The organism is Mycobacterium sp. PS03-16, from assembly GCF_004570325.1.
GTDB lineage: Bacteria > Actinomycetota > Actinomycetes > Mycobacteriales > Mycobacteriaceae > Mycobacterium.
On sequence record NZ_SPQO01000008.1, the window covers coordinates 1 to 26,252 of the forward strand.

The window sequence follows — 26,252 nt, forward strand, 5'->3', positions numbered from 1 at the left end:
ACCCAGCGCCGCGTCCGGGGCCGGACCGAGCCAGCCGAACAGATCGTTGGCCTGCGCGGCACTGCCGTCGTGCAGGGCGATGCTGGCGGCGATGCGCACGGCCGCCGCCCGCTCGGCGGCGTCGGCAGAGGTGAAGAGTTCGTCGGTCAGCCGTGCCGCGGTCACGCAGTCGCCGGTCAGCGCCAGCGCATCGGCGAGCTGGGCGCTCAGGGCGGTGGCGCCGGCGTCCGCGGCGGCCCGGTAGAGGCGGGCCGCCCGGGCGGGATGCCCCCGGGTGCGCCCGGCCAGATCGGCCAGCGCGGTGGCCAGCCGGTCGTCGCGCAGGCCGTGCTCGGCCATCCGCAGCGCCAGTTCGGCCGTGAGCGTGCCGGAGTCGAGTTGCGCGCACAGCAGCGCCACCTCGATGTCGTGGTGCCGGGCGGCGCCGCTGATCTGCGCGATGCCGTCGTGGACCGCGCGCAGGAAGGTGGGATGGTGCGACGGCTCGATCAGCCCGCTCGCCCGCGCCCGGTCCACGGTGGCCAGTGCCGTCTGCGAGGCCATGTGCAGTGTGGCCGCCACGTCGTCGGGGCCGAGGTCCAGGCTCAGCGACGACACCAGCAGCGTGTCGAGCAGCGGTTCGTCGAGGCGACGCAACCGTTCGATCAGCGCGATCCGTGCTGCCTGCCGGACCGCGGCCCCGCCGTCCGCGGCGGCGGTGATCGCGGGGGCGAGCAGGAACGGCAGGCCGGCGGTGGCGGCGACGAGCAGCCGCACGAGCTCCGGCGGTGGCGGCGTACCGGCGCGTGCCCCGGCGAGTCGGGCCACCTCGCCGGGCGGCAGCGGACCCAGGGTGAGCGCCGGGTGTTCGCGTTCCAGCGCAATGGTCAGCCCCCGCAGCGAGGGATGGTGGACCAGCGGCTGCGCGGCGATCACCACCGTCGCGGCCGGGTCGGCGACCAGCTCGGTGAGCTGGTCGAGTTCGCCGCCGTCGAGCAGATGCGCCTCGTCGACCACCACCGCCGCGCCGGCCGGGTCCTCCGGGCGGGGCGGACGCGACAGCACCGGGCGGTCCGCGGCGCGCAGTGCGGACCGCACCGCGGCCAGCACCGTCGACTTACCCGTCCCGATCCCGCCGGTGACCAGGAGCTTCACGGCCGCGGCGGGATCGGCCTCGAGCTCCGCGACGGCTGCACGCGAGGCCGGCGGGAGCTCGGAGTGCCGCGACGACGCCGGGTTGGTCATCGGCGGGTCAGGCGCCGCCGTCGTCCGGAACGATGACCGTCGTCGTGATCGGATCGGGCGGGTCCACCGTGGTCGGCGGCGGCTGGACCGTCGTGGTCGGGGGCGGTGGGGTGGTGGTCGGCGGCGGGGTCGTCGTCCGGGTGGTCGTGGTCCTGGTCGTGGTGGTCGACGTCGTGGTCGGCTGAGTCGTGGTGGTGGTCGTCGTGCTCGTCGGCGCCGTGGTCGTCGTCGTTCCTGCCGTCGTGGTGCTCGGCGGCGGAGGCGGCGGAGGCGGCTGGGTCACCGTGGTGGTGGCCTGTCCGTCCGGTCCGATGGTGACGGTCGCCACCGCCGAGACGTCGGCCGGCCCAATATTGTTGCGCTGCAACGTGTCCTCGATCGCGGCGAGCAGCCCGTCGAGCGGGCCGGCCATCAGCTGTTCGAGCTCGGGGCGGGTCACCCGGATGTCGGACTCGAACCCGGGCAGGGCGGCGGATACGACGGTCGCGGTGTCGGCGGACAGCCGCTCCTTGGCCTGGCGGCACTCGTCGCGCAGCCGGGCCAGCAGACCGAATTCGGCGGTGCCGGCCGGATCGGGGTTGTTCGCGTCGGCGATGCCGGCGAGCACGTGGCTGAGCAGCGCCTGATCGATCGCATCACCGGAGAACTCCGGATAACGCACGGTCTGTCCGACCGCGTCGAGGTTGGCGCCCGCGTCGGCGAGCGTGATGCTGGTGCCGCTGCCGCCGAGGTCGACCAGCGCCACCACACCGTGCGCGGGGAGGCCCGGGGCGGCCTGCAGTGCGGCCAGCGCCGCCGAGGAATCGGGGATCAGCGCGGCGGGCACCCCGCCCGGGGCCAGGTTCGGCTTCGTGCGCAGCGCGCCGCGCAGGGCGCCGACGGTGCCGGGCCCCCAGTGCGCGGGCACGGCGATCGCGATCGGCGCGCCACCGCCCACGCTGCGGGCCATCGCGTCGAGCGCCTCGGCCAGCACCTGCTCGCCGCGGTGGGCCGAGCCGTCGGACGCCACCAGCGGGACCGGGTCGCCGACCCGGTCGACGAAACCGCTGAGCACCAACCCGGGCGCGGTGGGCACGCCCACCTCGGGCGCGCGGTCCGGGAAGAAGGTGAGGATGGCTCGCCGCAGCACCGGCGGCTGACCGACGCGGGCGGCCACCAGGTTGGTCATCCCGATCGACAACCCCAACGGTTCTGTCATGGTGGCGTCACTCCTGTCTGGGCCGGTCACCACCATAGCGACTGCACCCCCGTCGGCCTCGGATTTCCCCCTAGTGGCGTCGACCCCCTAACGGCCGATCCCCTAACGGCTGCGGTGAAGGGGTGGGCCGCGCACCGATCCGGGGACCGACCGGCGTCGATAGCATCGTGACAAGCAGTCGGGGGACTGGCCCCGGCTCGACCGTGTCGCACGGTCGGCTCTGGAGAAGGTGTGTGATGGCAAACTCGCTACTCGACTTCGTGATGTCGCTGGTGCGGGATCCCGACGCCGCGGCCCGCTACGCGGCCGATCCGGCCGGGGCCATCGCCGATGCGCATCTGACCGACGTGACCAGCGCTGACGTCAACAACCTCATCCCGGTGGTGTCGGAGTCCATGTCGATGGCCGCGCCGTCGTCGGCGGGCTTCGACGCCTTCGGCGCGGAAGCGGCGGGCAATGTGTGGGCGAGCGGCGCCGCGACGGCCGCGTTCGACGCGTTCGACGACCTGGTGCCCGATACGGCGGTCATCGACGCCGACGTCCCCGTGGTGGTGGATGCGCCGGAGCCGGTCGACTCCGGTGTCGACGCGCTCACCTCGGCCGAACCCGTATCGCTGCAGTTCGACGCCCCGCTGGTCGAGGAGTCGACGCCCGTCGTCGCCGAACCGCTCGACGACTGGAACGTTCCGGTCAGCGCTCCACAACCGGTCGACCACAGCGCTGGGTTCGACCTGTTCGACTAGACCCCCTGCGCACCGACGAGCCCGCGCGGATCACCCGATCCGCGCGGGCTTTTTGGTGTCTGAGCAGGCCGGATGTCGACCCCACCGCCGCGCCCCGGGGTATCCCCTAACCCCCTAACGGGGCGATCCCCGTATCCCTCAACGTCCCCGATGAGGGATGGGTGCGTACCCCGTTTCCGCGGGGTCCCGGCGTCCATAGATTGGTCTCCAGATCGCCGGAGAGCCGGCGAGACAACCTCCCCGGGAACACTGGGAAGACACGAAAGGCAGTCACATGAACCTCATTGACTTCATCCTCGACCTGTTCCGCAGCCCCGGCTCGGCCGCGTCGTTCATCATGGATCCGGACGGCGCGCTGCGTGACGCGGGGCTGCCCAACGTGACCGCCGCCCAGCTCGCGTCGGTGGCCGCCACGGCCGCCCCGGCCGGCTATGCCCTCGGCGGCGGCGACCCGATCGTGGGTCTGCAGCGCGCGGTGGCCGACCACCACCAGCTGGCGTCGAACTTCGCCTCGCCGTTCTCGCCGCAGACCTCGTTCGCGCCGACGACAGAGCTCGCCAGCCGCAACGACACCGACCTGCTCAGCGGCAACAACGTCCCGATCGCCAGCCCCGACCAGGCCGCCGGCGCGAACGCCCAGAACGGCGCGTTCAACCTGGGCTTCGGTGACATCACCCTGGGCGACAAGACCAGCAACACCGCCACCAACGGCGGCGTGGTGGTCGGCGGCGACAACGACGGCGACATCGTCAGCGGTGACGGCGCCGCGCTCGGCGACGGCAACACGATGAACAACGGCGACATCCTCGCCGGGTCCGGTTCCAACGTGGTCGTCGGCAAGGACAACGAGGTCGAGGACAACTCGCAGACCGCGGGTGGCGACCTGATCGCCGACAACGATGCGCCGGTGCTCAACGACGTCGACACCTCCGGTGGCAACGGCGGCGGCGCCGACGGCGGCGGCAGCCTGATCGGCATCGGCGGCGGCAACGCGGTCGGTGGCGACGGCGGCAACGGTGGCGGGATCATCATCACCGACAACGACGTCAACGCCGGCACCCAGATCGACGGCGACTACGGCAGCGACAACACCGAGGACAACTCGGTCAACACCTCGGTGGAGACCAACACCTCCACGTCGACCGAGAGCTCGATCGAGGACAACTCCTCGAACTTCGAGTCCAACATCGGCTCGGGCAACGAGACCGCGATCGGCTCCGGCAACGAGACGAACACGGACCTGTTCTCGGGCAACGACACCGGGGTCAACACCGACCTGTTCTCGGGCAACGACACCGGGTTCGCGACGAACACCGACATCGCCTCGAACAACGACACCGCGACGAACACCGATCTCGACGCGTTCTGATCGACACAACCGGATAGCGCAACTGGCGGGGACCGCGATGGTCCCCGCCAGTTCGCGCGCTTACGGTGAGAGCCACCGGCACGGAAGGGCGCCATGACGCAACCGAACGACCCCCGCAAGGTGAAGGTGATCGTCGAGCTCATCGACCACACCACCGCGATCGCGGCCGCCCAGGATCGCGGCGATCTGGCCGCCCGGCTGGCGCGCGCCAAGGCCCGCATCACCGATCCGCAGATCCGGGTGGTGATCGCCGGTCAGCTCAAGCAGGGCAAGAGCCTACTGCTCAACTCACTGCTCAACATGCCGGTGGCCCGCGTGGGTGACGACGAGTCGACGGTGCTGGCCACTGTGGTGTCGTACGGGGAGCAGGCCTCGGCGCGGCTCGTGGTGGCCCGGCCCGACGGCGAAGAACCCGAACTCGTCGAGATCCCGACCACCGACCTGACCAAGGACCTGCGCCGCGCGCCGCAGGCCGGCGGCCGCGACGTGCTGCGGGTCGAGGTCAGCGTGCCCAGCCCGCTGCTCAAGGGCGGGCTCGCGTTCGTCGACACCCCCGGGGTGGGCGGGCACGGTCAGCCGCACCTTTCGGCCACGCTCGGGCTGCTGCCCGACGCCGACGCGATGCTGATGATCAGCGACACCAGCCAGGAGTTCACCGAACCGGAGCTGACGTTCATCCGACAGGCCACCGAGATCTGCCCGGTCGCGGTGATCGTCGCGACCAAGACCGACCTCTACCCGCACTGGCGTCAGGTGGTCGGCGCCAACGCCGCCCACCTCGAGCGCGCGGGGATCACCACGCCGATGATCCCGGCGTCGTCGACCCTGCGCAGCCACGCCGTCGCGCTCAACGACAAGGAACTCAACGAGGAGTCGAACTTCCCCGCGATCGTGAAGTTCCTGTCCGAGAAGGTCCTGTCCCGGGAGAACGACCGGGTGCGCGATCAGGTGGTCGGCGAGATCCGTGCCGCGGCAGAACATCTCCGGCTCGCGCTGGAGTCCGAGCGGCAGGCGCTCGACGATCCGCAGGCCCGTGAACACCTCACTGCCGACCTCGAGCGGCGCAAGCAGGAGGCCCAGGACGCGCTGCAGCAGACCGCGCTGTGGCAGCAGGTGCTCAACGACGGCATCGCCGACCTCACCGCCGACGTCGATCACGATCTGCGGCAACGCTTCCGCAACATCACGTTCCACACCGAGCGGGTGATCGACACCTCCGATCCGACGCTGCACTGGGCCGAGATCGGGGCCGAACTCGAAGAGCAGGTCGCCACCGCCGTCGGCGACAATTTCGTCTGGGCCTACCAGCGCGCCGAGGCCCTGGCCTCCGACGTCGCCCGTACGTTCCGCGAGGCCGGGTTGGACGCGGTCCGGATGCCCGCGCTCGACGCACGGGAGATGGGCGCCGAGTTCGGGCAGTTCAAGTCGCTGGCCGATCTCGAGCACAGCCCCCTCAAACTCGGCCACAAGGTGGTCACCGGGATGCGCGGGTCCTACGGTGGCGTGCTGATGTTCGGCATGCTGACCTCCTTCGCCGGTCTGGGCATGTTCAACCCGCTGTCGCTGGGCGCGGGATTCGTGTTGGGCCGCAAGGCCTACAAGGAGGACATGGAGAACCGGATGCTGCGCGTGCGCAACGACGCGAAGACGAACGTGCGCCGCTTCGTCGACGACGTCGCCTTCGAGGTGGGCAAGGAATCCCGCGACCGGCTCAAGGGCATCCAGCGCCAGCTGCGCGACCACTACCGGGAGATCGCCAACCAGACCACCCGCTCGCTCAACGAGTCGCTGCAGGCCACCCTCGCCGCGGCCAAGGTGGAGGAGACCGAGCGCACCGCCCGGCTCAAGGAACTCGACCGGCAGCTCAACATCCTGCGCCAGGTGCTCGACCATGCGCAGAAGCTGAGCGCGGCCGCGCCGGTGCCGTCATTAAGCTCGAGGGGTTAGTACTTTCCACGTCAGACGGGACTGGGCGAAACTCTGAGCACAAGTGACCGTGTGCGGGCGATCCTCGGTGGCACCATCGCGGCCTACCGGGCCGACCCCGCATACCGCCAGCGGCCCGACGTGCTCAACGAGCTCGAGCGGATCGGCGGCCGGCTGAACCAGCCGATCCGCATCGCGCTGGCCGGCACCCTCAAGGCCGGTAAGTCGACGCTGGTCAACGCGCTGGTCGGGGAGGACATCGCGCCCACCGATGCCACCGAGGCCACCCGGATCGTCACCTGGTTCCGGCACGGGCCGACACCGAAGGTGACGGCCAATCACCGCGGCGGCCGCCGGTCCAACGTGCCGATCGCCCGCGATCCGCAGGACCGCGCGCTGACCTTCGACTTCGCCCGGCTCGATCCCGACGACGTGCTGGACCTCGACGTGGAATGGCCGGCCGCCGAACTGATCGACGCGACCATCATCGACACGCCCGGCACGTCGTCGCTGTCGCAGGACGTCTCGGCGCGCACGCTGCGGCTGCTGGTGCCCGACGACGGGGTGCCGCGGGTCGACGCGGTGGTGTTCCTGCTGCGCACGCTCAACGCCGCCGACATCGCGCTGCTCAAGCAGATCGGCGAACTGGTCGGCGGTTCGTCGGGCGCGCTCGGCGTGATCGGCGTGGCCTCGCGCGCCGACGAGATCGGCGCCGGGCGCATCGATGCGATGCTGTCGGCCGGCGACGTCGCCAAACGCTTCACCGAGGAGATGGACCGCACCGGCATCTGCCAGGCCGTCGTGCCGGTGTCGGGGCTGCTCGCGCTGACCGCGCGCACGCTGCGGCAGAGCGAATACGTGGCGCTGGAGAAGCTCGCCGGCGTCGACGCGGCCGAATTGGCCAAGGCGATGCTGTCGGTCGACCGGTTCGTCCGGGAGGACAGCCCGCTGCCGCTGGACGCCGCGACCCGCGCGGCGCTGCTGGACCGGTTCGGCATGTTCGGCATCCGCATCGCGATCGCCGCGCTGCACGCCGGGGTGAGCGATTCGGTGGCACTGGCCGACGAACTGCTCGAGCGCAGCGGGCTGGTGGCTCTGCGCGACGTCATCGACCAGCAGTTCGCACAGCGCTCCGACCTGCTCAAGGCGCACACCGCGCTGCTGTCGTTGCGGCGGTTCGTGCAGCGCAACCCGATCTACGCGACGCCCTACATCGTCGCCGACATCGACCCGCTGCTGGCCGACACGCACGCGTTCGAAGAGCTACGGCTGCTCAGCGCGCTGCGATCCCGGCCGACGACGCTCAACGACGACGAGATGGCGTCGCTGCGCCGGCTGATCGGCGGGTCCGGCACCGACGCGGCCAGCCGGCTCGGACTGCAGCCCGACGCCCCCTACGACGGGCCGCGGGCGGCGTTCGCCGCGGCGCAGAGGTGGCGGCGCAGGGCCGAGCATCCGCTCAACGATCCGTTCACCACCAGGGCGTGCCGGGCGGCGGTGCGCAGCGCCGAGGCGCTGGTCGCGGAGTACGCCGCAAAGGGTCGCGGACCCGCCTAACGTTTCGCCCCGCTGCGACGAATAACAGGTATGCGCATCTCTCTCGGCGTATCGCTGGGCTCGGCCAATCTGACCGCTGTCACCGGCGGTCGCCTGACCACCCGTCCGGCTGTACTCACGCTTCTCCCGCACCGTCCGCCCGAACTGGCGAGCGCAGGCATCACCGGGTTCGTCGACCGCGTCGGGGATCCGGTGCCGCTGGTGGCTCCCGACGGCTCGGCGCACTACGGCGGGCAACTGACCGCGGCCGCCATCGAGTCGCTCACCCGGCAGGCCTGCCCGCAGCGCCGGCCCGACGACGTCGCGGTGGCCGTGCCCGCGCACTGGTCGCCGCAGGCGGTGGCGGCCCTGCGCGCGCTGGTGCCGTACGTGCGTCTGGTGTCCGACGCGGCCGCGGCGCTCACGGCGCTGCAGACCGCCCCCGGGCTCCCCGCACAGGGCGTCGTCGCGCTCTGCGACTTCGGTGCCACCGGCACCACGATCACGCTGGCCGATGCCGGGGACGGGTTCCGCGCGGTGACCGATCCGGTGCGCTACGACGACTTCTCCGGGGACCTGATCGACGCGGCGGTGCTGCGGCACGCGCTGGCCGGCCTGGACGTCGACCCGTCGGGCACCTCGGCGGTGGCCTCGCTGTCCGGTCTGCGCGACGAGTGCCGGGCCGCCAAGGAGCGGCTGTCGGTGGCGACGGCCACCGGCCTGGCCGGGGCGCACACCACGGTGCGGGTGACCCGCCAGGAACTCGAGGCGCTGGTCGACGGTCCGCTCGACGGAGTCGTCGCAGTGCTCATGGACACGCTGCAGCGCGCCGGCATCGCACCCGCACAGCTGGCGGCGATTGCGACGGTCGGCGGTGGCGCGCGGATGCCGCTTGTCACCCAACGTCTTTCGCAGGCGCTGCAGCGTCCGGTGGTCACCACCCCGGGTGCCCTGGTGGCGGCCGCGGCCGGTGCCGAACTGCTGGCCCAGCGCGCCGCGCAGCCCGACCCGGCGACCGCGGTGGTGGCGGCGCCCGGGGTTTGGGCCGTCCCGGCCGGTGCGGTCTCCGGGGACGCCGAGACGGTGTCGGCGCTGTCGCTGGCCTGGTCGGCTGAGCAGCCCGAAGCCGACGTTGCGACCGACTACGTGCAACCCGTCTACGACAGCGCGCAGGCCCGTCCGGACGTGCACTTCGATCAGCGGGACACCACGGACACCGACGCCGGCCCCGCGTGGTACCGCCGCCCGGTGGCGCTGTTCGCCGGCGCTGCCTGTTTCGCCGCCGTGACGGCCGGTGGGCTGGTGCTGACCTCCGACATCGGGGGCGCGGTGTCGTCCGATGCGATGGGCATCAGCCAGCCCGTCGCGACCAAGCCGGTGGAAAACGCGCCCGACAGTGCCGCAGCGCCCGTGGCCGAGGCGCCCGCCGGGCGGGCGACCGTCGCCGAGACCGCGGTGGTCGCCGCCCCGGCGCCGAGGGCGGCGCAGAGTCCGCCGAAACTCGTGCGCGAGAACGCCTCTGCGTCGGCGCCTCGTCGGGTTGCGCCGCCGAAGTCGGCGCCGCGGCGGGTGGCGTCCGCGCCCGCTCCGGCGGCGCCCGCTCCGGCACCTGCGCCGGCGCCGGGGATCGGGTTGCCGCGGATCCCGATGCCGACGATCGTGCTGCCGCCGCTGTCGCCGCCCAAGCCTCAGCCGTCGCCGTCACCGCAGCCGTCGCCGTCGCCGTCGCCGTCACCGCAGCCTCAGCCGTCGCCGCAGCCGTCGCCGTCACCTGAGCCGTCGCCGCAGCCCGAGCCGTCGCCCCAGCCCGAGCCCGAGCCGACCGTCGCGCCCGAGCCGGAGCCGACCGTCGCGCCGGAGCCGGAGCCGACCGTTGCGCCGCAGCCCGAGCCGACGGTCGCGCCGGAGCCGCAGCCGACCGCGGACCCGGAGCCCACCGTCGCGCCCGAACCCACGGCCGCCGAGCCGGCGCCGGAGGAGTGCGTGCCGACCACCGAGACGGTCTGCTAGCTCGCACACCACATCGCGTGTGCGGTGTGGTCCGCTTCGCCCGGCGTGTCGCGGGTGAAACGGCACGCGTACCCGAGTCGGGCTAGCCGGCGGACTGGTGCAGCCCGTACGGCACGGCTTTGACCAACGTGACCAGGATCAGCGATCCGCTGGGCACCGCATAGCGGCGCTGTTCGCCGGGCCGCGCGCCGATCAGGGCGCCGCCGAGCGGGGAGTCGACCGAGAACACCTCGAGGTCGCCGTACTCCGCACCGCGGACTCCGAGCAGGAACGTCTCGGTCTCGCCGGTCTCGTCGAAGCGCACCGTCAGCACCATGCCCGGTTCGGCGATCCCGTCGTCGGCCGGATCCTCACCGACGACGGCGTGCATGAGCACGTCGTGGATCTGCTGGATGCGGGCGCGGCGGGCGCGCTGGACGGCGACGGCGTTCTCCTCGCCGTCGTCGGTGCTCTCCCCGGCGAGCAGCGCGCGCAGCGTCGCCAGTTCGGACTGCAGCCGGTCGTAGGCCTGCGGGGTCATCCAACAGCGTTGTGCAGCGGTCATTCTCGGCTCTCTTCGGAAGGATCGTCGTCAGGGGCGGGTCGATGACGCCGCCCCTGACGACTGGATGCGGGCTCGTGGTTCAGCGCAGCGGGTCGACGTCGCGCAGCGCGGAGGGTTGCTTGCCGGTGGTGATCTGCTCGGCCAGGAGCCGCCCGGTGATCGGGCCGTGTGCCAGTCCCCACATCCCGTGGCCGCCGGCGACGTAGACACCCGGGGCGACGGCGCCGATCAGCGGCCGGCCGTCGGCGCTCACGGGGCGCGGACCGACCCACTCGTCGGTGCGCTCGGTCCAGCGGGCGCCGCGCAGCAGGGGGATCGCGGAGCGGACGATCGCCTCGATGCGGGCCGGGACCGCCGGCTCGTCGGGGCCGCGGAACTCCATGGTGCCTGCGACGCGCAGCCGGCCCTGGTACGGCGTGCAGGCCACCCGCACCTCGGGCAGGTAGACGGGTCCCGGGACCGGGCGGTCGACGGGCACCGTGAACGAGTAGCCGCGACCCGCGTGCACCGGGGTGCGGACCCACGGCGCGGCCAGGCGATTCAGCCAGGCGCCGGTCGCGATGACGGTGGCGTCCGCGGACAGTGGCGCGCTGTCACGCGGGACGATGCGCACACCGCGCGATTCCGGGCGCACCTCATCGACGTCGTCGATGCGGATCGTGGCGCCGCGGTCGACCACGGCACGGGCCAGGGCCGTGGTGAAGCGGCCGGGGTCGACGAAGCGTTGTCCCTCGACGCTGATGCCGACGTGGACGGCCGGTGAGGCGAGCGGCACCTGGTCGGCCAGTTCGTCGGCGGGCAGTCGCCGGTACGACACCGGCTGGCCGGCCTGCTCGAGGCGCTGGAGTTCGGCGATCAGATGAGCGGCGTGGTGGTCGTCGGTGAACAGCGCGGTGATGGGTCCGTCGGTGCTGGGCACGTCGACCCCGTTGCTGGTGAGGACGTCGAATGCCTCGAGGCACTCGTCGTTGAACGGCACGTTCGCGCGGATCGCGCGGTCCCATGCGGAGCGCCGCGAATTCAGCGCGAACCGCGCGAGGAATCCCCAGAGCGCGGTATCGAACCGGGCGGGAATATGCAGCGGCGCATCGGGATTCAGCAGGGAACGCACACCGTAGGCGACCGTCGGGCCCTGGTTGAGCGGGATGGTCAGCGCGGGGGCGACCCACCCGGCGTTTCCCCACGAGGCCCCTGCCGCGACGCCGGTGCGGTCGACGACCGTGACCTCGACCCCTCGTTCCTGGAGGAACCAGGCGGTGGACAGGCCGACTATGCCGGCGCCCACCACGATCACCGAGCGCGGCCCACCGTCGAACTGCTCGACGCCGGACATCACATCACCTCCACCAGGGTTCCATCGGTCACCTCGATGGTGGCGGCTGATCATGGACGGTGGTTTGCGCTGTCCGGACAATCCGGCTAGTGCTCTTTGTCGCCTTCCGACAGCAGCGGGCCGTCGTCGATCGCGGCGAGTTCCACGGTCATCGCCAGGCGCGCGCGCGGGTCGTCGAGACCGATCTCCGTCGCCTCCGTCATCCGGCGCAGGCGGTAGCGGACGGTGTTCTCGTGCACCCCGAGCATCTCGCCCGCCGCGCGGAGATCGCCCTGGCTCGCCAGCCAGGCGCGCAGCGTGTCGATGTAGCGGGTGGCGTGCCGCTCATCGTGGCGGCGCAGATCGGCGATGGGCCCACGCTGCGGGGTGCGGCCCGCGCGGGCGGCGAGCCGCAACCGCTGCAACAGGATGTCCCCCCACACCTCGTCGTAGGTGGGCACCTGGTCCAACTGCGGCTTCAGCTCGTGCAGCCCGAGGCACTCCTCCGCCTCGTCGCGTGCCGAGGGAAGTTCCAGAACTGTTGCGGCGCTGCTGATCCCGGCGTGGACGTCGACGTGCCCCGGCAATGCGGCGCGCAGGTCGTCGACCCAGCGCCGCGCGGTTGCCGCCGAATCGCTGGGCAGGATGGTGTGGACGGTGGTGCCGGTCAACGCGGTCCGTCCCGGCCGCGACCACCCGAAACCGGTGGTGGCCCGTTCGAAGGCGAGCAGCAGCGGTGCGTGCCGCTCCTGTCCGGACCGGGCCCGCAGGGCGATCACCCGCAGACCCGACGTCGGCAGGGCCAGCTTGCTGACGACGGTCGGCGCGTCGGCGGTGCCGTCGAGCAGTCCGATCACCAACTCGGACTCGACCTGGCGTTCGAGGTCCGCGCTGGCCCGCGAGCGCAGCAGGTGCAGCGCGACCACCCGGGCGCCGTCGACCAGCGCGCGGCGTCGCGCCTCGGGCAGGTCGGCGCTCGCCACCCACACCGATCCGAGCAACTCGCGGCCCACCCGGGCGGCCACGACCGTGCGGCTCGACAGGCCGTGTTCGGCCGCCGGCGCCAACTCCATCGGCGCGTCGGAGGTGGCCAGGTGCTGAGGGACACCGCGCTCCTCGAACAGCGCGCGCAGCGACTCGGGCGCCTGCCGGCTCAGGATCGTCGCGGCCCGGGCCGGGTCCGCGTGCTGCTGCAGGCGGGAGTACGCGAGCACGCGGGCGTGGCGGTCCTCGATCGTGACCGCGGCCCCGATCGCGTCGGCCAGGCTGTCGGCCAGCGCGAACAGATCGGTGGGCCCGCGCCCGGATTCGGTTTCGCGGCCCTCGAGCACCAACCCGTAGACCACCGCCGCGATCTCGCTCCAGGACACCTCGGGGTCGACGGTCAGCACCGCGACCTCCCCGGGCGGGTCGGCGAGGCCGCCGTCGGCGCGCATCAGCACCGCGACGGCGTGGGCGGCCCGCGCCCAGTCCAGCGCGTCCTCGACGGAGTCGGCTCCCGCCGCCAGCAGCACGTCACCGACGACATCGCGGTCCTCGTGCATCACGACGCTGCGCAGTTCGGTCGACCTGGGGACCGGGCAGGCCCGCAGATGCACGCCGTATCCGCCGAGCACGTTGACCAGCCGGTCCAGGGTGACCACGAGGCCATTGTCCAACGCGCGGGCGCGCCCGCCGCGCCCGCGCTACCGCGTGCGTGTCAGCCGCCCGGCGGCGCCTCCGGCGGAGCCTCCTCAGGCACCGTGACCGTCACCGTGCTGGTGCTCGTACTCGTCTCCACGGTCGTCGACGTGGTCGGCGGCGGCGTGGTGGTGGTCGTGGTGGTGGGCGCCGTCGTGGTGGTCGTCGTCGGCGCCGTGGTGGTCGTGGTCTCGGTCGGCGGCGCGGTGGTCTCCGTCGGCGACTGCGTCACCGTCTCGGTCGGCGCCACCGCGGGAGCCGACGTCGTCGCCTCCTCGGACGTCGTGGTGGTCGTGGTGGTGCTGTCCGACGGGGTGTCCTCACCCGAGGCGAGCTGGACGATCAGCCACACGATCACCGCGATCAGCAGCGCGGCCACCGCACCGAGCGCGATCAGCGCACCCGGCTTGCGGTACCAGGGGGTCGGCTCGTCCGGGGGCGGCTGGTCGTAGCCGCCGGTGTCGTAGCCCTGGTCGTATTCGCTGTAGGCGTTCGAGTACTGCGTCGGCTCGCTGCTGTAGGCGTTGGAGTACTGCGTCGGTTCGCTGTCCGGGTATTCCGGTTCTTCAGGGGGTCGCGCCACGGATCTCGATAGTAGGGCGTCCGCTCAGTTTCGCGGGTAAAGCGTGCGCGTCTCGTTGAGTCGCGGCCGGTTGCGGGTGGTGCGCGGCGTCGACTCCTCGTCGCGCTCGTCCTCTGCGGCGTCCTCGTCGGTGGTCCGCGGCGGCTCACCGCTGGTCGACTCGGTCGGGTGCGGGGGCGGCGGCAGCTCGGACGGGGGCAGGTCGATGTCGGTGGTCTGCGGCGGGTTGATGCGGGTGGTCAGCGTGGGGCTCGCCGCCTCGGAGACCGAGGTGGTCTGCGTCCTGGCCGTGGTGTCCGTGTCGACGAAGGTCGAGGGCGCCTGCGGCGGCTCGTCGGCGTCGCGGGCCAGGACGGTCACGCCGGTGACGGCCAGCCCGATCGCGGCCAGCCCCGCGACGCTGGCCGCGAGCAGCTTGGGCGTCGAGTTGTGCCACGACGCCGCATCCGGCTCTGCGCCGGAGTGGTCGTCCTCGTCGTGGGCGTCCGTCACGGGCACCGATCCTATCCACCACCGGCGGCCCGGTGCCGGGTCATCGCAGCTGGGGGATCACCTCGCCGGCCACCAGCGCGAGGTGATCGAGGTCGGACATGTCCAGCATCTGCAGGTACACCCGCTGTACTCCGGCCTCGACGAACGGGGCCAGCTTGTCGACCATCTCGGCGGGCGTGCCCACCATCGGGGAGTTGCTGCGCAACTCGTCGACCTCCCGGCCGATCGCCCCGGCGCGGCGGGCGATCTCGGCGTCGTCGGCGCCGGCGCACAGCACGAACGCCGCGGAATACGTCATCGAGTCCGGTTCGCGCCCGGCGTCGGCGACCGCGGCCGCGACCCGCTCGAACTGGGTGGTGAGCGTGTCCAGCGGGACGAACGGGACGTTGAACTCGCCGGCGAACCGAGCGGCCAGGGCAGGGGTGCGTTTGGCGCCCTGTCCGCCGATGATGATCGGCGGCACGGCCTGCGCCGGTTTGGGCAGGGCGGGGGAGTCGACGACCGAGTAGTGGGTTCCGGTGTAGTCGAACGTCTCACCGACGGGTGTGGCCCACAGGCCGGTGAGGATGTCGAGCTGTTCGGAGAGTCGGTCGAACCGTTCGCCCAGCGGTGGGAACGGGATCGCGTACGCCTGGTGCTCGGCCTCGAACCAGCCCGCGCCGAGGCCGAGCTCCACCCGGCCGCCGCTCATCTCGTCGACCTGCGCGACGGCGATGGCCAGCGGGCCGGGATGGCGGAACGTGGCCGAGGTGACCATCGTGCCCAGCCGGATCGTCGAGGTCTCGCGGGCCAGGCCGGCCAGCGTGACCCACGAGTCGGTGGGGCCCGGGAGGCCGTCCCCGCTCATCGCGAGGTAGTGGTCGGAGCGGAAGAAGGCGGAGTAGCCGAGTTGTTCGGCGGCGCTGGCGACGGCCAGTTGATCGGCGTAGCGCGCGCCCTGCTGGGGTTCGACGAAAACACGGAAATCCACGGCGGCCAACCTACAGACCCTTGGGCGCGTCGCGCAGCGCCTGCACGGCGGCCACGTCGCCGTCGAAGTCGACGCGGGCTTCCCGGCCGACGGCGAACAGCAGCAGTTCCTCGGGTTTCCCGGTGACGATGACGGGGTCGCCCTTACCCGCGGTGAGCAGCGTCTTGCCCTCCGGTGTGCGTAACGCCACCCGCACCGGCGCCTTGGCCAGCGTCAGCCGCGCCATCAGTGACAGCGTGCGGGTGAGCCCCTTGACCGTCGCGTCGTCGAGCGGCCGCGGCTCCCAGTTCGGTTGCGCGCGGCGGACGTCCTCGTGGTGGATGAACATCTCGGCGAGGTTGGCCACCGGGTCGAGCAGCTTGAACGGTGAGTACACCGGCGGCCCGGCGGCGATCTTGTCCAGCATCTCGTCCCAGTCGATGCCGTCGGCCACCTGGTTCTGCACCTTCTCGGTGTAGGACGACAGGCCGGGGACGGCGATGCCCGCGGTGGCGTCCAGCCGTCTCTCACGGATGTAGAGGTGGGCGGCCAGATCCCGCGTCTTCCACCCTTCGCACAGGGTGGGTTCCTCGGGGCCGACGGCGCGCATCGCCTCGACGAGGGCGGCGCGTTCGCGCTGGGCTGCGGTCATAAAGTCATCCTCCCGTGGGGCGCGTGGGCTGTCATCCGTCCAGGGCGCGGTCGAGGTTGATGGCGGCGCTGATCAGGGCCAGGTGGGTGAACGCCTGCGGGAAGTTGCCGACCTGATCGCCGTTGGCGCTGACCTGTTCGGCGTAGAGGCCGAGGTGGTTGGCGTAGGTGAACATCTTCTCCAGCGCCAGCGAGGCGTCCTGTAGCCGGCCCGCCCGGGTCAGCGCCTCGACGTACCAGAACGAGCAGATCGAGAACGTGCCCTCGTCACCGTCGAGCCCGTCGGTGCCCGGTTCGTACCGGAACACCAGGCTGTCGGTGACGAGGTGGCGTTCCACGGCGTCCAGCGTGGACAGGAACCGCGGATCCGCCGGCGAGAGGAACTTCAGCATCGGCATCAGCAGTACCCCGGCGTCGAGCGCCGTACCGCCCTCGACGCGGGTGAAGGCCTTCAGATCGGGATTCCACGACTTCGTCATGATCCGGTCGTAGATCTCGTCGCGGGCTCTCGACCAGGCCACCACGTCACCGGGCAGGCCGCGGGTGCGGGCGATGCGGATGGTGCGTTCGATCGCCACCCAGCACATGAGCCGGGAGGTGGTGTAGGCCTCGGCGTCGTCGCGCACCTCCCACATGCCGGCGTCCGGCCGGTCCCAGTTGGCGACCACCCAGTCGACGACCGCGGTCAGATCGGTCCAGCCGTCGTGGCTGATGCCCGGCCCGTACTTGTCGAACAGGTACACCGAGTCGATGATCTCGCCGTAGATGTCGAGCTGCAGCTGTTCGGTGGCGGCGTTGCCGATGCGGACCGGCGCCGAGTCGCGGTAGCCGGACAGGTGGTCGAGTTCGGTCTCCTCGGGCAGGTTGCCGTCGATGTCGTAGAGCACCCGCAGCGGACCGAGGCCACCGTCGTCCCCACCGTCGGTCCGGCCCATCCGTTCGGACAGCCAGCGGATGAACTCCCGTGCCTCGCTGAGGAATCCGAGCCGTAGCAACGCGTAGAGGCTGAAGCCGGCGTCGCGGACCCACACATACCGGTAGTCCCAGTTGCGGCCGCCGCCGATGGGCGCGGGCAGGCTGGTGGTGGGGGCGGCGAGTATCGCGCCACTGGGTTCGTGGGTGAGCAGTTTGAGCGTGATCGCCGAGCGGTGCACGGTCTCGCGCCAGCGCCCGGTGTAGGTGGACTGCGACAGCCAGTTCCGCCAGAACGCCGTGGTGGCGTCCAGCAGGGCGTCGGTCATGTCGACGGCGTCGGCGGTGACCTCGTCGTCCTCGCCGAGCATCTCGAGGACGAACAGCGCGGTGTCACCGGTGGACAGTTCGACCTCGGCCTGCACGACGCCGCCGTCGACGTGCAGATCGGTCGACGCGATCAGACCCATCCGCACCCCGTCTCCGGTGATCAGCACGCTGTCGCCGGTGCGCCGGGCCCCGCAGGATTCGCGCCCGTAGTCGGGACGGGCGTCGAGGCGCATCCGCATCCGCAGCGTGCCGCGCACCCCGCTGACCCGCCGCACCAACCGCTGACGGTGGTGTGGATCGTCGCGCGTGAGCACCGGCATGAAGTCGTGCACCTCGACGACGCCGTCCGAGGTGAGGAAGCGGGTGATCAGCACCGCGGTGTCGGGATAGTAGAACTGCTGGGTGCGGGTGACCGGCACGGTCGGCGCCAGCTCCCAGCTGCCGCCGCGGTCGCCGTCGAGGATGGCGCCGAACACGCTGGGCGAGTCGAAACGCGGCGCGCAGAACCAGTCGATGGTGCCGTCGGTGCCCACCAGGGCGCAGGTGCGCAGATCGCCGATGAGCCCGTGGTCGGCGATCTCCAGGGGGTTGTCGCTCACCCCAGCCGCCACCCCGGCGGCCCGGGCAGCGCCACCGCCTCGTCGGGCCCCCAGGACCCCTGCGGGTAGGGCCGCACCCGCGGCGGCGCGTCGAGCACCGGCTGGCACACCTGCCACAGCCGGTCCACCTCGTCGGACCGGGTGAACAGGGTCTGGTCGCCGCGCATCACGTCGAGCAGCAGCCGTTCGTAGGCCTCCAGCGGCGTGTCCTCGGGGTCCTCGGCGCCGACGTCGAGGAGCACGTCGACCGGCATCAGCTCGAGGTTCGGTCCCGGACGTTTGGCCAGCATCGCGACCGCGACGGTGGGGGAGTCACGCAGTTCGAGGACCAGTTGGTTGGCGGGCTGGTCACCGCCCCCGAACCGGCCCATCGGCGGGGTGCGGAAGGTCAGCGTGACCGTGCGCCGGGTGGCCGACATCGCCTTGCCGGTGCGCAGGTAGAACGGCACTCCCTGCCAGCGTTCGGTGTCGACGAACGCCTCGAGCGCGACGAGGGTCTCCACCTCGGAGTCGTCGGCGACGCCTTCTTCGTCGCGGTAGCCGTCGTACTGACCGAACACCACCCGCTCGGGGTCCAGCGGGCGCATCGCCTCGAACACCTTGGCCTTCTCGTTGCGCAGCGAGGTCGCGTCGAGGTGCACGGGCGGCTCCATCGCGACGAACCCGAGCACCTGGCACAGGTGGGTGGAGATCATGTCGCGGAAACAGCCGGTGGATTCGTAGAAGCTGCCGCGCCCCTCGATCGTCAGCTCCTCGGGGATGTCGATCTGCACCGACGCCAGGTGGTCGCGGTTCCACGCCGGTTCGAGCAGGCCGTTGGCGAAACGCAGCGCCAGGATGTTCTGCACCGCCTCCTTCCCGAGGAAGTGGTCGATGCGGTACACCTGCTCCTCGTCGACGACCTCCTTGAGCGCGGCGTCGAGGTCACGGGCCGAGGCCAGGTCGGTGCCGAACGGCTTCTCCACCACCACCCGGGCGCCGTCGGTGAGCTGCTCGCGGCCCAGCATGCCGATCATCGGCTGCATCGCCGTCGGCGGCACCGACAGGTAGATGAGCGTGCGGGCGTCCTCGCCGAGGTCATCGCGCGCCGCGCGCACCGCGGCCGCGAGGTCACTGCCGTCGTCGGCGTCGGACGTCTGGAAGCTCAACCGTTGCAGGAGGTTCGACAGCACCTCCTCGTCGAGGTCGTCGACCGAGTCCCGCAGGCCGGCGCGCACGGTGTCACGGAACTCGTCGTCGCTGCCCGGGGAGTGCCGCCCGGAGCCGATGATCGCGTAGTCGGCGGGCAGGCGTGATTCGGCGGCCAGCCGGTACAGGCCGGGGAACAGTTTGCGTTTGGCCAGATCTCCCGTCGCCCCGAACAACACGAACACGTGCGGCGGCGGCCGGTGCCCGGCGCTCAGGTCGTGGTGGGGCACGCCCGTGACATGCCCGGACCGTTAGGTGGGCTAAACCGATGTGACCGACTCGTCAGAAAGTCTCGACGCGTTCCACCGCGACGAACATGCCGTGGCCGGTGCGGTCGTTGGTGAACCGGGTGCCCTCGCTGGACGCCTCGATGGTCCAGCCGACGGCCGAGTACCGGCGGTAGTCCAGCGGCACGGCGGGAATGTCGCCGAGGTTGCCGAGCACCCACTCGATGTCTCCGGCCGGGGTGAGCCGGACGCCGTTGGCGGGCAGGCCGCCCACGGTCGGCGCGTCGGTGAACTGCGATTCGCAGCCCACCTCGGCGGTGCTGAGCTGGCAGCGGGTCTTGCCGGATTTGGTCTCGACGAACACGTAGCCGTTCTGGGGTGCCAGCACCTCGGCGGCCGCGGGCGGGGCGGCGCTCGGCGGGGCCGGGGCCATGGTGCGCGGCGGCGGCGCCGGCGCCGGGGTGGAGGTGCGGGACGGCCGCGGTGTCGGCACGGTCGGTTCGGTCGGTTCGACGGTGTCGGGGCTGCGCACGGCGGTTCCGGAGGTGTCGCTCTGGCAGCCGGTCAGCAGCATGCCGGCGGCGAGGACGCCTGCCACCGCCAGCTTCGACCGCACACCTCGAGCCTACGGTGAGTGTGGCGCAAGTGACTGAAGTGACGCGCGCATCATGTCGGTGTAGCCGTCGGCCAGCCCGTGCAACTGGGCCGCGCCGTCGCCGGAGTACGACGACCCGTGCATGATCGCCAGCGTCGTCGGCCGCAGATCGGCCAGCGCCGTCAGGGTGGGGGTGAGGGTGGTGGTGAGCCCGGTGCCGTGGAAGACGTGCTCCGCCTCGAGCGCCGGTGCGACGCAATCGCTCTCGGTGAGTGCCGGGCAGCGGCCGACGTGGGTGAACAGATCGCCGGCGAGCAATGTCCCCGTCGCCTCGTCGAACCACACGCCGGCCTCCCAGTTGTGCGGGACGTGCGGGGTCGCGATGAACCTCAGCGAGTGGCCGCCGGTGTCGAGCGGTTCCTCGGGGGCGGCCATCGGTGGCCGGTCGCACAGGTCGTCGAGCGTGAGCATGCAGGCCAGCGGGCCGTGGACCACCTGCGCATGTGGCGCGGCGGCCAGCAGCAGGTTCACCGCGCCGCATTCGTCGGCCTCGACGTGCCCGAACGAGATCCAGCGCAGGCGCTCGAGCGGCAGGATGCGTCCGATGGCGGCCGACACCAGTGGGAACAGGTGCCGGTGGCCGCAGTGGAACAGGAACGGCTCGTCGCCGGTCAGCAGGAACTGGTTGAACGTGAAGCCGTGTTCGGTGATGTCCGGAACGTAGGTCGACAGCCGGAACACCCCGGTGGCGATCTCGTCGACGGTGGTCTCCATGAACCGATGGTGCGCCGATTTCTGCACCACGGTCGTGGTTTCGCCGGTGCAGCGACCCGGGTGCAGAACTCGGCGATGCGGCGGGAACAAATCCGCGCGGCGGCCCGTTGAGCCATACGACAAGTTGAGTGAGTCACGCTCAAGTCTGGGTTGACACGAGAGTGCCGACTGGAGCAGTCTTGAGTCCGGTCCGCTCAGACCCCACAAACGTAGTAGTTGCAACAAGGAGGACACACCATGGCTCGTGCGGTCGGAATCGACCTCGGGACCACCAACTCCGTCGTCGCAGTGCTGGAGGGTGGCGACCCGGTCGTCGTCGCCAACTCCGAGGGCTCGCGCACGACGCCGTCCGTGGTCGCGTTCGCGCGCAACGGCGAGGTGCTGGTCGGCCAGCCCGCCAAGAACCAGGCCGTCACCAACGTCGACCGGACCATCCGGTCGGTCAAGCGGCACATGGGCACCGATTGGACCGTCGAGATCGACGGCAAGAACTACACCGCCCAGGAGATCAGCGCCCGCACGCTGATGAAGCTCAAGCGCGATGCCGAGAGCTACCTCGGTGAGGACATCACCGACGCGGTCATCACCGTGCCCGCGTACTTCAACGACGCCCAGCGTCAGGCCACCAAGGAAGCCGGCCAGATCGCCGGCCTCAACGTGCTGCGCATCGTCAACGAACCGACCGCCGCGGCGCTGGCCTACGGCCTCGACAAGGGCGAGAAGGAACAGACCATCCTGGTCTTCGACCTCGGTGGCGGCACGTTCGACGTCTCGCTGCTCGAGATCGGCGAAGGCGTCGTCGAGGTGCGCGCCACCTCCGGTGACAACCACCTCGGTGGTGACGACTGGGACCAGCGCGTCGTCGACTGGCTGGTCGAGAAGTTCAAGGGCACCAGCGGCATCGACCTGACCAAGGACAAGATGGCGATGCAGCGGCTGCGCGAGGCGGCCGAGAAGGCCAAGATCGAGCTCAGCTCCAGCCAGAGCACCTCGATCAACCTGCCCTACATCACCGTCGACGCCGACAAGAACCCGCTGTTCCTCGACGAGCAGCTCACGCGCGCCGAATTCCAGCGCATCACCCAGGATCTGCTCGACCGCACCCGGCAGCCGTTCCAGCAGGTGATCAAGGACGCCGGCATCTCGGTGTCCGACATCGACCACGTCGTGTTGGTCGGCGGTTCCACCCGGATGCCCGCGGTGTCCGACCTGGTCAAGGAGATGACCGGCGGTAAGGAGCCCAACAAGGGCGTGAACCCGGATGAGGTCGTCGCCGTCGGCGCGGCCCTGCAGGCCGGCGTCCTCAAGGGCGAGGTCAAGGACGTGCTGCTGCTCGACGTCACCCCGCTGAGCCTCGGTATCGAGACCAAGGGCGGCGTGATGACCAAGCTGATCGAGCGCAACACCACGATCCCGACCAAGCGGTCGGAGACCTTCACCACCGCTGACGACAACCAGCCGTCGGTGCAGATCCAGGTCTTCCAGGGGGAGCGCGAGATCGCCTCGCACAACAAGCTGCTCGGCAGCTTCGAGTTGACCGGTATCCCGCCGGCCCCGCGCGGCGTGCCGCAGATCGAGGTCACCTTCGACATCGACGCCAACGGCATCGTGCACGTCACCGCGAAGGACAAGGGCACCGGCAAGGAGAACACGATCCGCATCCAGGAGGGCTCCGGCCTGTCCAAGGAGGAGATCGACCGGATGATCAAGGACGCCGAGGCGCACGCCGACGAGGACCGCAAGCGTCGCGAGGAGGCCGACGTCCGCAACCAGGCCGAGACGCTGGTCTACCAGACGGAGAAGTTCGTCAAGGAACAACGCGAGGCCGAAGGTGGGTCCAAGGTTCCGGAGGAGACGCTGGGCAAGGTCGAATCCGCCGTCGCCGAGGCCAAGACGGCGCTCGCCGGCACCGACATCGGGGCCATCAAGGCCGCGATGGAGAAGCTGGGCACCGAGAGCCAGGCGCTCGGCCAGGCGATCTACGAGGCCACCCAGGCCGAGCAGGCCGCCGGTGGGGCGGCCGGTGGGGATTCCGCCGGTGGCTCCAGCGCCAACGACGACGTGGTCGACGCCGAGGTTGTCGAGGACGACCAGGAGCGCAAGTGAGTGACGCCGAACGCGTGAGGGAAGAGGCAGAACCGATCACCGTGACCGACAAGCGCCGCATCGACCCCGAGACGGGTCAGGTGCGCGAGGCCCCGGCCACCGGGCCGGCCCCCAGTGGGCCGGCGCCGGAGGCCGAGGCCGCGGCCGGTGACACCGATGAGGTGGCCGAGCTCAAGGGCACGTTGCAGCGGGTCAAGGCGGAGTACGACAACTACCGCAAGCGCACGCTGCGCGATCAGCAGATGATCGCCGACCGCGCCAAGGTGTCGGTGGTCAGCCAGCTGCTCGGCGTGCTCGACGACCTCGACCGGGCGCGCAGCCACGGCGATCTGGAATCCGGACCGCTGAAGTCGGTGGCCGACAAGTTGGCCACCGCACTCGAGCAACTCGGGCTGACGGCGTTCGGCGAGGAGGGCGACGAGTTCGACCCCGCGCTGCACGAGGCCGTCCAGCACGAGGGCGACGGCACCCACCCGGTGGTCGGCACCGTGATGCGGCGCGGCTACCGGGTCGGCGAGCAGGTGGTGCGCCACGCGCTCGTCGGCGTCGTGGACACGGTCCCGGCCGACACGGCCGAGAACGACAGCGCGCCGGCCTCCCTGGCCCCAGAATCAAGTCCAGAATCAGACAACTAGAGAGCAACACACGAGAGAAAGGTGAGGAGGTGACGCGACATGGCCCAACGCGAATGGGTCGAGAAGGACTTCTACAAGGAGCTCGGCGTCTCCTCTGACGCCAGCGCGGACGAGATCAAGAAGGCCTACCGCAAGTTGGCCCGTGATCTGCATCCCGACACCAACCCCGACCCCACTGCCTCCGAACGGTTCAAGGCGGTCTCCGAGGCGCACAGCGTCCTGTCGGACCCGGCCAAGCGCAAGGAGTACGACGAGACCCGTCGGTTGTTCGCCGGCGGTGGGTTCGGGCGCGGCCGCTTCAACGGCGGCGGCGGCGGCTTCGGGGGCGGCTTCGGCGGTGGGTCCGAAGGGGTCGAGTTCAACCTCAACGACCTGTTCGACGCCGCCGGTCAGACCGGCGGCGCCAACATCGGTGACCTCTTCGGGGGACTGTTCGGGCGGGGTGCCTCGCCGCGGCCCAGCCGGCCGCGGCGCGGCAACGACCTCGAGACCGAGACCGAGCTGTCGTTCCTGGAGGCGACCAAGGGTGTGGCGATGCCGCTGCGGCTGACCAGCCCGGCGCCCTGTACCAACTGCCACGGCAGTGGCGCGCGGCCGGGCACCAGCCCGAAGGTGTGCCCGAACTGCAACGGCGCGGGCGTCGTCAACCGCAACCAGGGCGCGTTCGGGTTCTCCGAGCCGTGCACCGAATGCAAGGGCAGCGGCTCGATCATCGAGCACCCCTGCAGCGAGTGCAAAGGCACCGGGGTCACCACCAGGACCCGCACCATCAACGTGCGGATTCCACCGGGCGTGGAGGACAGGCAGCGGATTCGGCTGGCCGGTCAGGGTGAGGCGGGTCTGCGCGGCGCGCCGTCGGGCGACCTGTACGTCACCGTGCACGTGCGCCCCGACAAGGTGTTCGGCCGCGACGGCGACGATCTGACGGTCAGCGTGCCGGTCAGCTTCCACGAGCTGGCGCTGGGCACCACGCTGTCGGTGCCGACGCTCGAGGGCAAGGTCGGTGTGCGGGTGCCCAAGGGCACCTCCGACGGCCGGATCCTGCGGGTGCGTGGGCGCGGTGTGCCCAAGCGCGGCGGCGGCCACGGCGATCTGCTGGTCACCGTGAAGGTCGCGGTGCCGCCGGCACTGGAGGGCGAGGCGGCCGAGGCGCTGGAGGCGTACGCGAAGGCGGAGCGGGCCAGCGGCTTCGATCCGCGGGCCGGCTGGGCGGGGGCGTGACATGGCGTCCAAACGTTCAGAGGATGCCGCTCGGACGTTTTTGATCTCGGTGGCCGCCGAGCTGGCCGGGATGCACGCGCAGACGCTGCGCACCTACGACCGGCTCGGCCTGGTCAGCCCGCAGCGCAGCTCGGGCGGCGGCCGGCGTTACTCACAGCGCGATGTCGACCTGCTGCGTGAGGTACAGCGGCTCTCGCAGGACGAGGGCGTCAACCTGGCCGGCATCAAACGCATCATCGAGCTGACCAACCAGGTGGAGGCGCTGCAGTCGCGGGTCTCCGAGCTGGTCGCTGAGGTCGAGCAGTTGCGGGCGACGCAGCGGCGTGAGGTCGCGGTGCCGGCCAAGAGCACCGCGCTGGTGGTCTGGCAGCCGCGGAAGGGCCGCGGCCGCTAGCCCACTCGAATAGAGCACGTCGGCGGCATCCGGTGCGTTGGTATCGTGGGCGGCTCGGGGCGGCCGCAGGTGTTCTTCCCGGTCGGTGTCCGGACCGAACGGCGGAGGCATTCGCGGTGACAGTCATCGAGGTGCAAGGCGCTCTGAACGGCGACCGGGAGCTGTCCAGCGCGCGACGCCGCTGGCTGATCGTGCTCATGGCCGCGCTCGTGTTCGGCGTGGTGACCTACCTGCTGGCGGTCCAGACGCGAACGGGCCAGGCCCTGGAGAACGCGGCCCTGCGCGGCGCCCGTCAGGTCGACCCGGAGGTGCGTCGCGCGGCGCTCGAACAGTTCCACACCATCTCCGTCACCTCGCAGCTTGCCGCAGCGCTGATCGTCGGTGTCATCGGCCTGCTGCGGCGTCAGCTGTGGCTGGCCATCGCCGGAGTCTCGGTGATCCTGGTCGGTCAGGCGCTCACCCAGGTGCTGAAGTACTACGTGTTGGCGCGCCCGGATCTCGGTGTGGTGCACAACGGATGGACTGAGAACACGCTGCCGAGCGGACACACGACGGCGGCGATGTCCCTGTTGTTCGCGACGCTGATCGTGATGCCGTACCGGTTCCGTGGCATCGCGATGCTGTTCACCCTCACCTGGGCGGTGGGTATCGGGGCCTACACCGTCATCATCGGCGCCCACCGGCTGTCGGACACGTTGGCCGCCGACGCGGTGGCACTCGTGGTCGCCTGTGCGGCATCGCTTTTCCTGGCCCGCACGGGTCGGATCCGGGCGGTGGTGTCACCGAGCGCGGCGCGGTACACCTTGCGCACCGTGTTCGTGGTGATCGTCGGTGTCGTCGGACTGTGCAGTCTGGCGTGGGGGGCGATCCAGGTGATGCAGGCGGCGGCCGCCCACCTCGATGACCGGCCCGTCGAGTGGGACCTCTTCCTCGGGTCGCAGTGGCTGGCCGCTGCCGGTTCGATCGCCTCGGCGCTGCTGTTCTGGTGGACCTGGCGCCGGTTGGAGACGAAGCGAAGCCGCGACCTCGTCACCGCCCGTTAGCGCCGGATAGC

22 protein-coding genes and 1 pseudogene are annotated in these 26,252 nt (G+C 71.2%); 10 read left to right on the plus strand and 13 right to left on the minus strand.

What is annotated here, in order from left to right:
• Together E4P42_RS08930 and E4P42_RS08935 are read right to left on the minus strand one after the other, a co-directional pair.
• Positions 1 to 1,224: pseudogene (locus tag E4P42_RS08930) on the minus strand (LuxR family transcriptional regulator); the annotation flags it as partial.
• A gap of 7 nt (positions 1,225 to 1,231) precedes the next feature.
• A complete protein-coding gene (locus E4P42_RS08935) occupies positions 1,232 to 2,422 on the minus strand; it encodes an Hsp70 family protein (RefSeq protein WP_135125282.1) in 1,191 nt (396 codons plus the stop codon).
• A 236-nt stretch (positions 2,423 to 2,658) separates the two neighbouring features.
• On the opposite strand from E4P42_RS08935, the gene E4P42_RS08940 reads away from it, so the two are divergent.
• The 5 genes from E4P42_RS08940 to E4P42_RS08960 all read left to right on the plus strand — a co-directional run bounded on the left by E4P42_RS08940 (position 2,659) and on the right by E4P42_RS08960 (position 10,006).
• Positions 2,659 to 3,165, plus strand: a complete 507-nt coding sequence (locus E4P42_RS08940) for an IniB N-terminal domain-containing protein (RefSeq protein WP_135125284.1) — start codon at positions 2,659 to 2,661, stop codon at positions 3,163 to 3,165.
• A gap of 274 nt (positions 3,166 to 3,439) precedes the next feature.
• The gene (locus E4P42_RS08945; protein ID WP_135125286.1) at positions 3,440 to 4,534 is read left to right on the plus strand and encodes an IniB N-terminal domain-containing protein; all 1,095 of its coding nucleotides are present in this window, start codon (positions 3,440 to 3,442) and stop codon (positions 4,532 to 4,534) included.
• Positions 4,535 to 4,627: 93 nt separating this feature from the next.
• Positions 4,628 to 6,481: an isoniazid-induced dynamin-like GTPase IniA gene (gene iniA / locus E4P42_RS08950; RefSeq protein WP_167759418.1), complete on the plus strand. Its 1,854-nt coding sequence runs from the start codon at positions 4,628 to 4,630 to the stop codon at positions 6,479 to 6,481.
• Positions 6,482 to 6,514: 33 nt separating this feature from the next.
• The gene (locus E4P42_RS08955) at positions 6,515 to 8,017 is read left to right on the plus strand and encodes a dynamin-like GTPase family protein (protein ID WP_135125288.1); all 1,503 of its coding nucleotides are present in this window, start codon (positions 6,515 to 6,517) and stop codon (positions 8,015 to 8,017) included.
• 30 nt (positions 8,018 to 8,047) lie between these two features.
• Complete coding sequence (locus tag E4P42_RS08960; protein WP_135125290.1) at positions 8,048 to 10,006, plus strand: Hsp70 family protein; 1,959 nt, start codon at positions 8,048 to 8,050, stop codon at positions 10,004 to 10,006.
• Between the two features lie 82 nt (positions 10,007 to 10,088).
• Here the strand turns inward: E4P42_RS08960 and E4P42_RS08965 are convergent, their stop codons facing one another.
• From E4P42_RS08965 to E4P42_RS09015, 11 genes are all read right to left on the minus strand, one after another.
• A complete protein-coding gene (locus tag E4P42_RS08965) occupies positions 10,089 to 10,550 on the minus strand; it encodes a GreA/GreB family elongation factor (protein WP_135125292.1) in 462 nt (153 codons plus the stop codon).
• A 79-nt stretch (positions 10,551 to 10,629) separates the two neighbouring features.
• Positions 10,630 to 11,883, minus strand: coding sequence for an FAD-binding oxidoreductase (locus E4P42_RS08970; RefSeq protein ID WP_135125294.1), 1,254 nt, complete (start codon positions 11,881 to 11,883; stop codon positions 10,630 to 10,632).
• Between the two features lie 86 nt (positions 11,884 to 11,969).
• The gene (locus E4P42_RS08975; protein ID WP_135125296.1) at positions 11,970 to 13,505 is read right to left on the minus strand and encodes a CdaR family transcriptional regulator; all 1,536 of its coding nucleotides are present in this window, start codon (positions 13,503 to 13,505) and stop codon (positions 11,970 to 11,972) included.
• A gap of 56 nt (positions 13,506 to 13,561) precedes the next feature.
• Entirely contained in the window at positions 13,562 to 14,125 is a 564-nt protein-coding gene (locus E4P42_RS08980) for a hypothetical protein (RefSeq protein WP_135125298.1), read from the minus strand.
• 24 nt (positions 14,126 to 14,149) lie between these two features.
• Positions 14,150 to 14,617, minus strand: coding sequence for a hypothetical protein (locus tag E4P42_RS08985; protein ID WP_135125300.1), 468 nt, complete (start codon positions 14,615 to 14,617; stop codon positions 14,150 to 14,152).
• 40 nt (positions 14,618 to 14,657) lie between these two features.
• Positions 14,658 to 15,587, minus strand: coding sequence for an LLM class F420-dependent oxidoreductase (locus E4P42_RS08990; RefSeq protein ID WP_135125302.1), 930 nt, complete (start codon positions 15,585 to 15,587; stop codon positions 14,658 to 14,660).
• Positions 15,588 to 15,597: 10 nt separating this feature from the next.
• Positions 15,598 to 16,218 carry a TIGR03085 family metal-binding protein gene (locus E4P42_RS08995; RefSeq protein ID WP_135125304.1) on the minus strand — a complete coding sequence of 207 codons (621 nt, stop codon included), beginning with the start codon at positions 16,216 to 16,218 and terminating at the stop codon, positions 15,598 to 15,600.
• Between the two features lie 31 nt (positions 16,219 to 16,249).
• Positions 16,250 to 18,058, minus strand: a complete 1,809-nt coding sequence (locus E4P42_RS09000; RefSeq protein ID WP_135125306.1) for a glycoside hydrolase family 15 protein — start codon at positions 18,056 to 18,058, stop codon at positions 16,250 to 16,252.
• On the minus strand, positions 18,055 to 19,476 hold the full coding sequence (zwf, locus tag E4P42_RS09005; protein WP_245233954.1) for a glucose-6-phosphate dehydrogenase: 1,422 nt from the start codon (positions 19,474 to 19,476) through the stop codon (positions 18,055 to 18,057). The genes E4P42_RS09000 and zwf overlap by 4 nt, the downstream gene beginning before the upstream one ends.
• Before the next feature lie 52 nt (positions 19,477 to 19,528).
• Positions 19,529 to 20,089 carry a hypothetical protein gene (locus E4P42_RS09010; protein ID WP_135125308.1) on the minus strand — a complete coding sequence of 187 codons (561 nt, stop codon included), beginning with the start codon at positions 20,087 to 20,089 and terminating at the stop codon, positions 19,529 to 19,531.
• A 9-nt stretch (positions 20,090 to 20,098) separates the two neighbouring features.
• The gene (locus E4P42_RS09015; RefSeq protein WP_135125310.1) at positions 20,099 to 20,842 is read right to left on the minus strand and encodes an MBL fold metallo-hydrolase; all 744 of its coding nucleotides are present in this window, start codon (positions 20,840 to 20,842) and stop codon (positions 20,099 to 20,101) included.
• Between the two features lie 237 nt (positions 20,843 to 21,079).
• Here E4P42_RS09015 and dnaK point away from each other — a divergent pair, with 237 nt between their 5' ends.
• From dnaK to E4P42_RS09040, 5 genes are all read left to right on the plus strand, one after another.
• Complete coding sequence (dnaK, locus tag E4P42_RS09020) at positions 21,080 to 22,948, plus strand: molecular chaperone DnaK (RefSeq protein ID WP_135125312.1); 1,869 nt, start codon at positions 21,080 to 21,082, stop codon at positions 22,946 to 22,948.
• The gene (gene grpE / locus E4P42_RS09025; protein ID WP_245233955.1) at positions 22,945 to 23,583 is read left to right on the plus strand and encodes a nucleotide exchange factor GrpE; all 639 of its coding nucleotides are present in this window, start codon (positions 22,945 to 22,947) and stop codon (positions 23,581 to 23,583) included. The genes dnaK and grpE overlap by 4 nt, the downstream gene beginning before the upstream one ends.
• A 39-nt stretch (positions 23,584 to 23,622) precedes the next feature.
• A complete protein-coding gene (gene dnaJ / locus E4P42_RS09030; RefSeq protein WP_135125314.1) occupies positions 23,623 to 24,804 on the plus strand; it encodes a molecular chaperone DnaJ in 1,182 nt (393 codons plus the stop codon).
• Position 24,805: 1 nt separating this feature from the next.
• The gene (locus E4P42_RS09035) at positions 24,806 to 25,198 is read left to right on the plus strand and encodes a heat shock protein transcriptional repressor HspR (protein ID WP_135125316.1); all 393 of its coding nucleotides are present in this window, start codon (positions 24,806 to 24,808) and stop codon (positions 25,196 to 25,198) included.
• 131 nt (positions 25,199 to 25,329) lie between these two features.
• Complete coding sequence (locus E4P42_RS09040) at positions 25,330 to 26,241, plus strand: phosphatase PAP2 family protein (RefSeq protein WP_245233956.1); 912 nt, start codon at positions 25,330 to 25,332, stop codon at positions 26,239 to 26,241.
• Positions 26,242 to 26,252 lie beyond the last annotated feature (11 nt).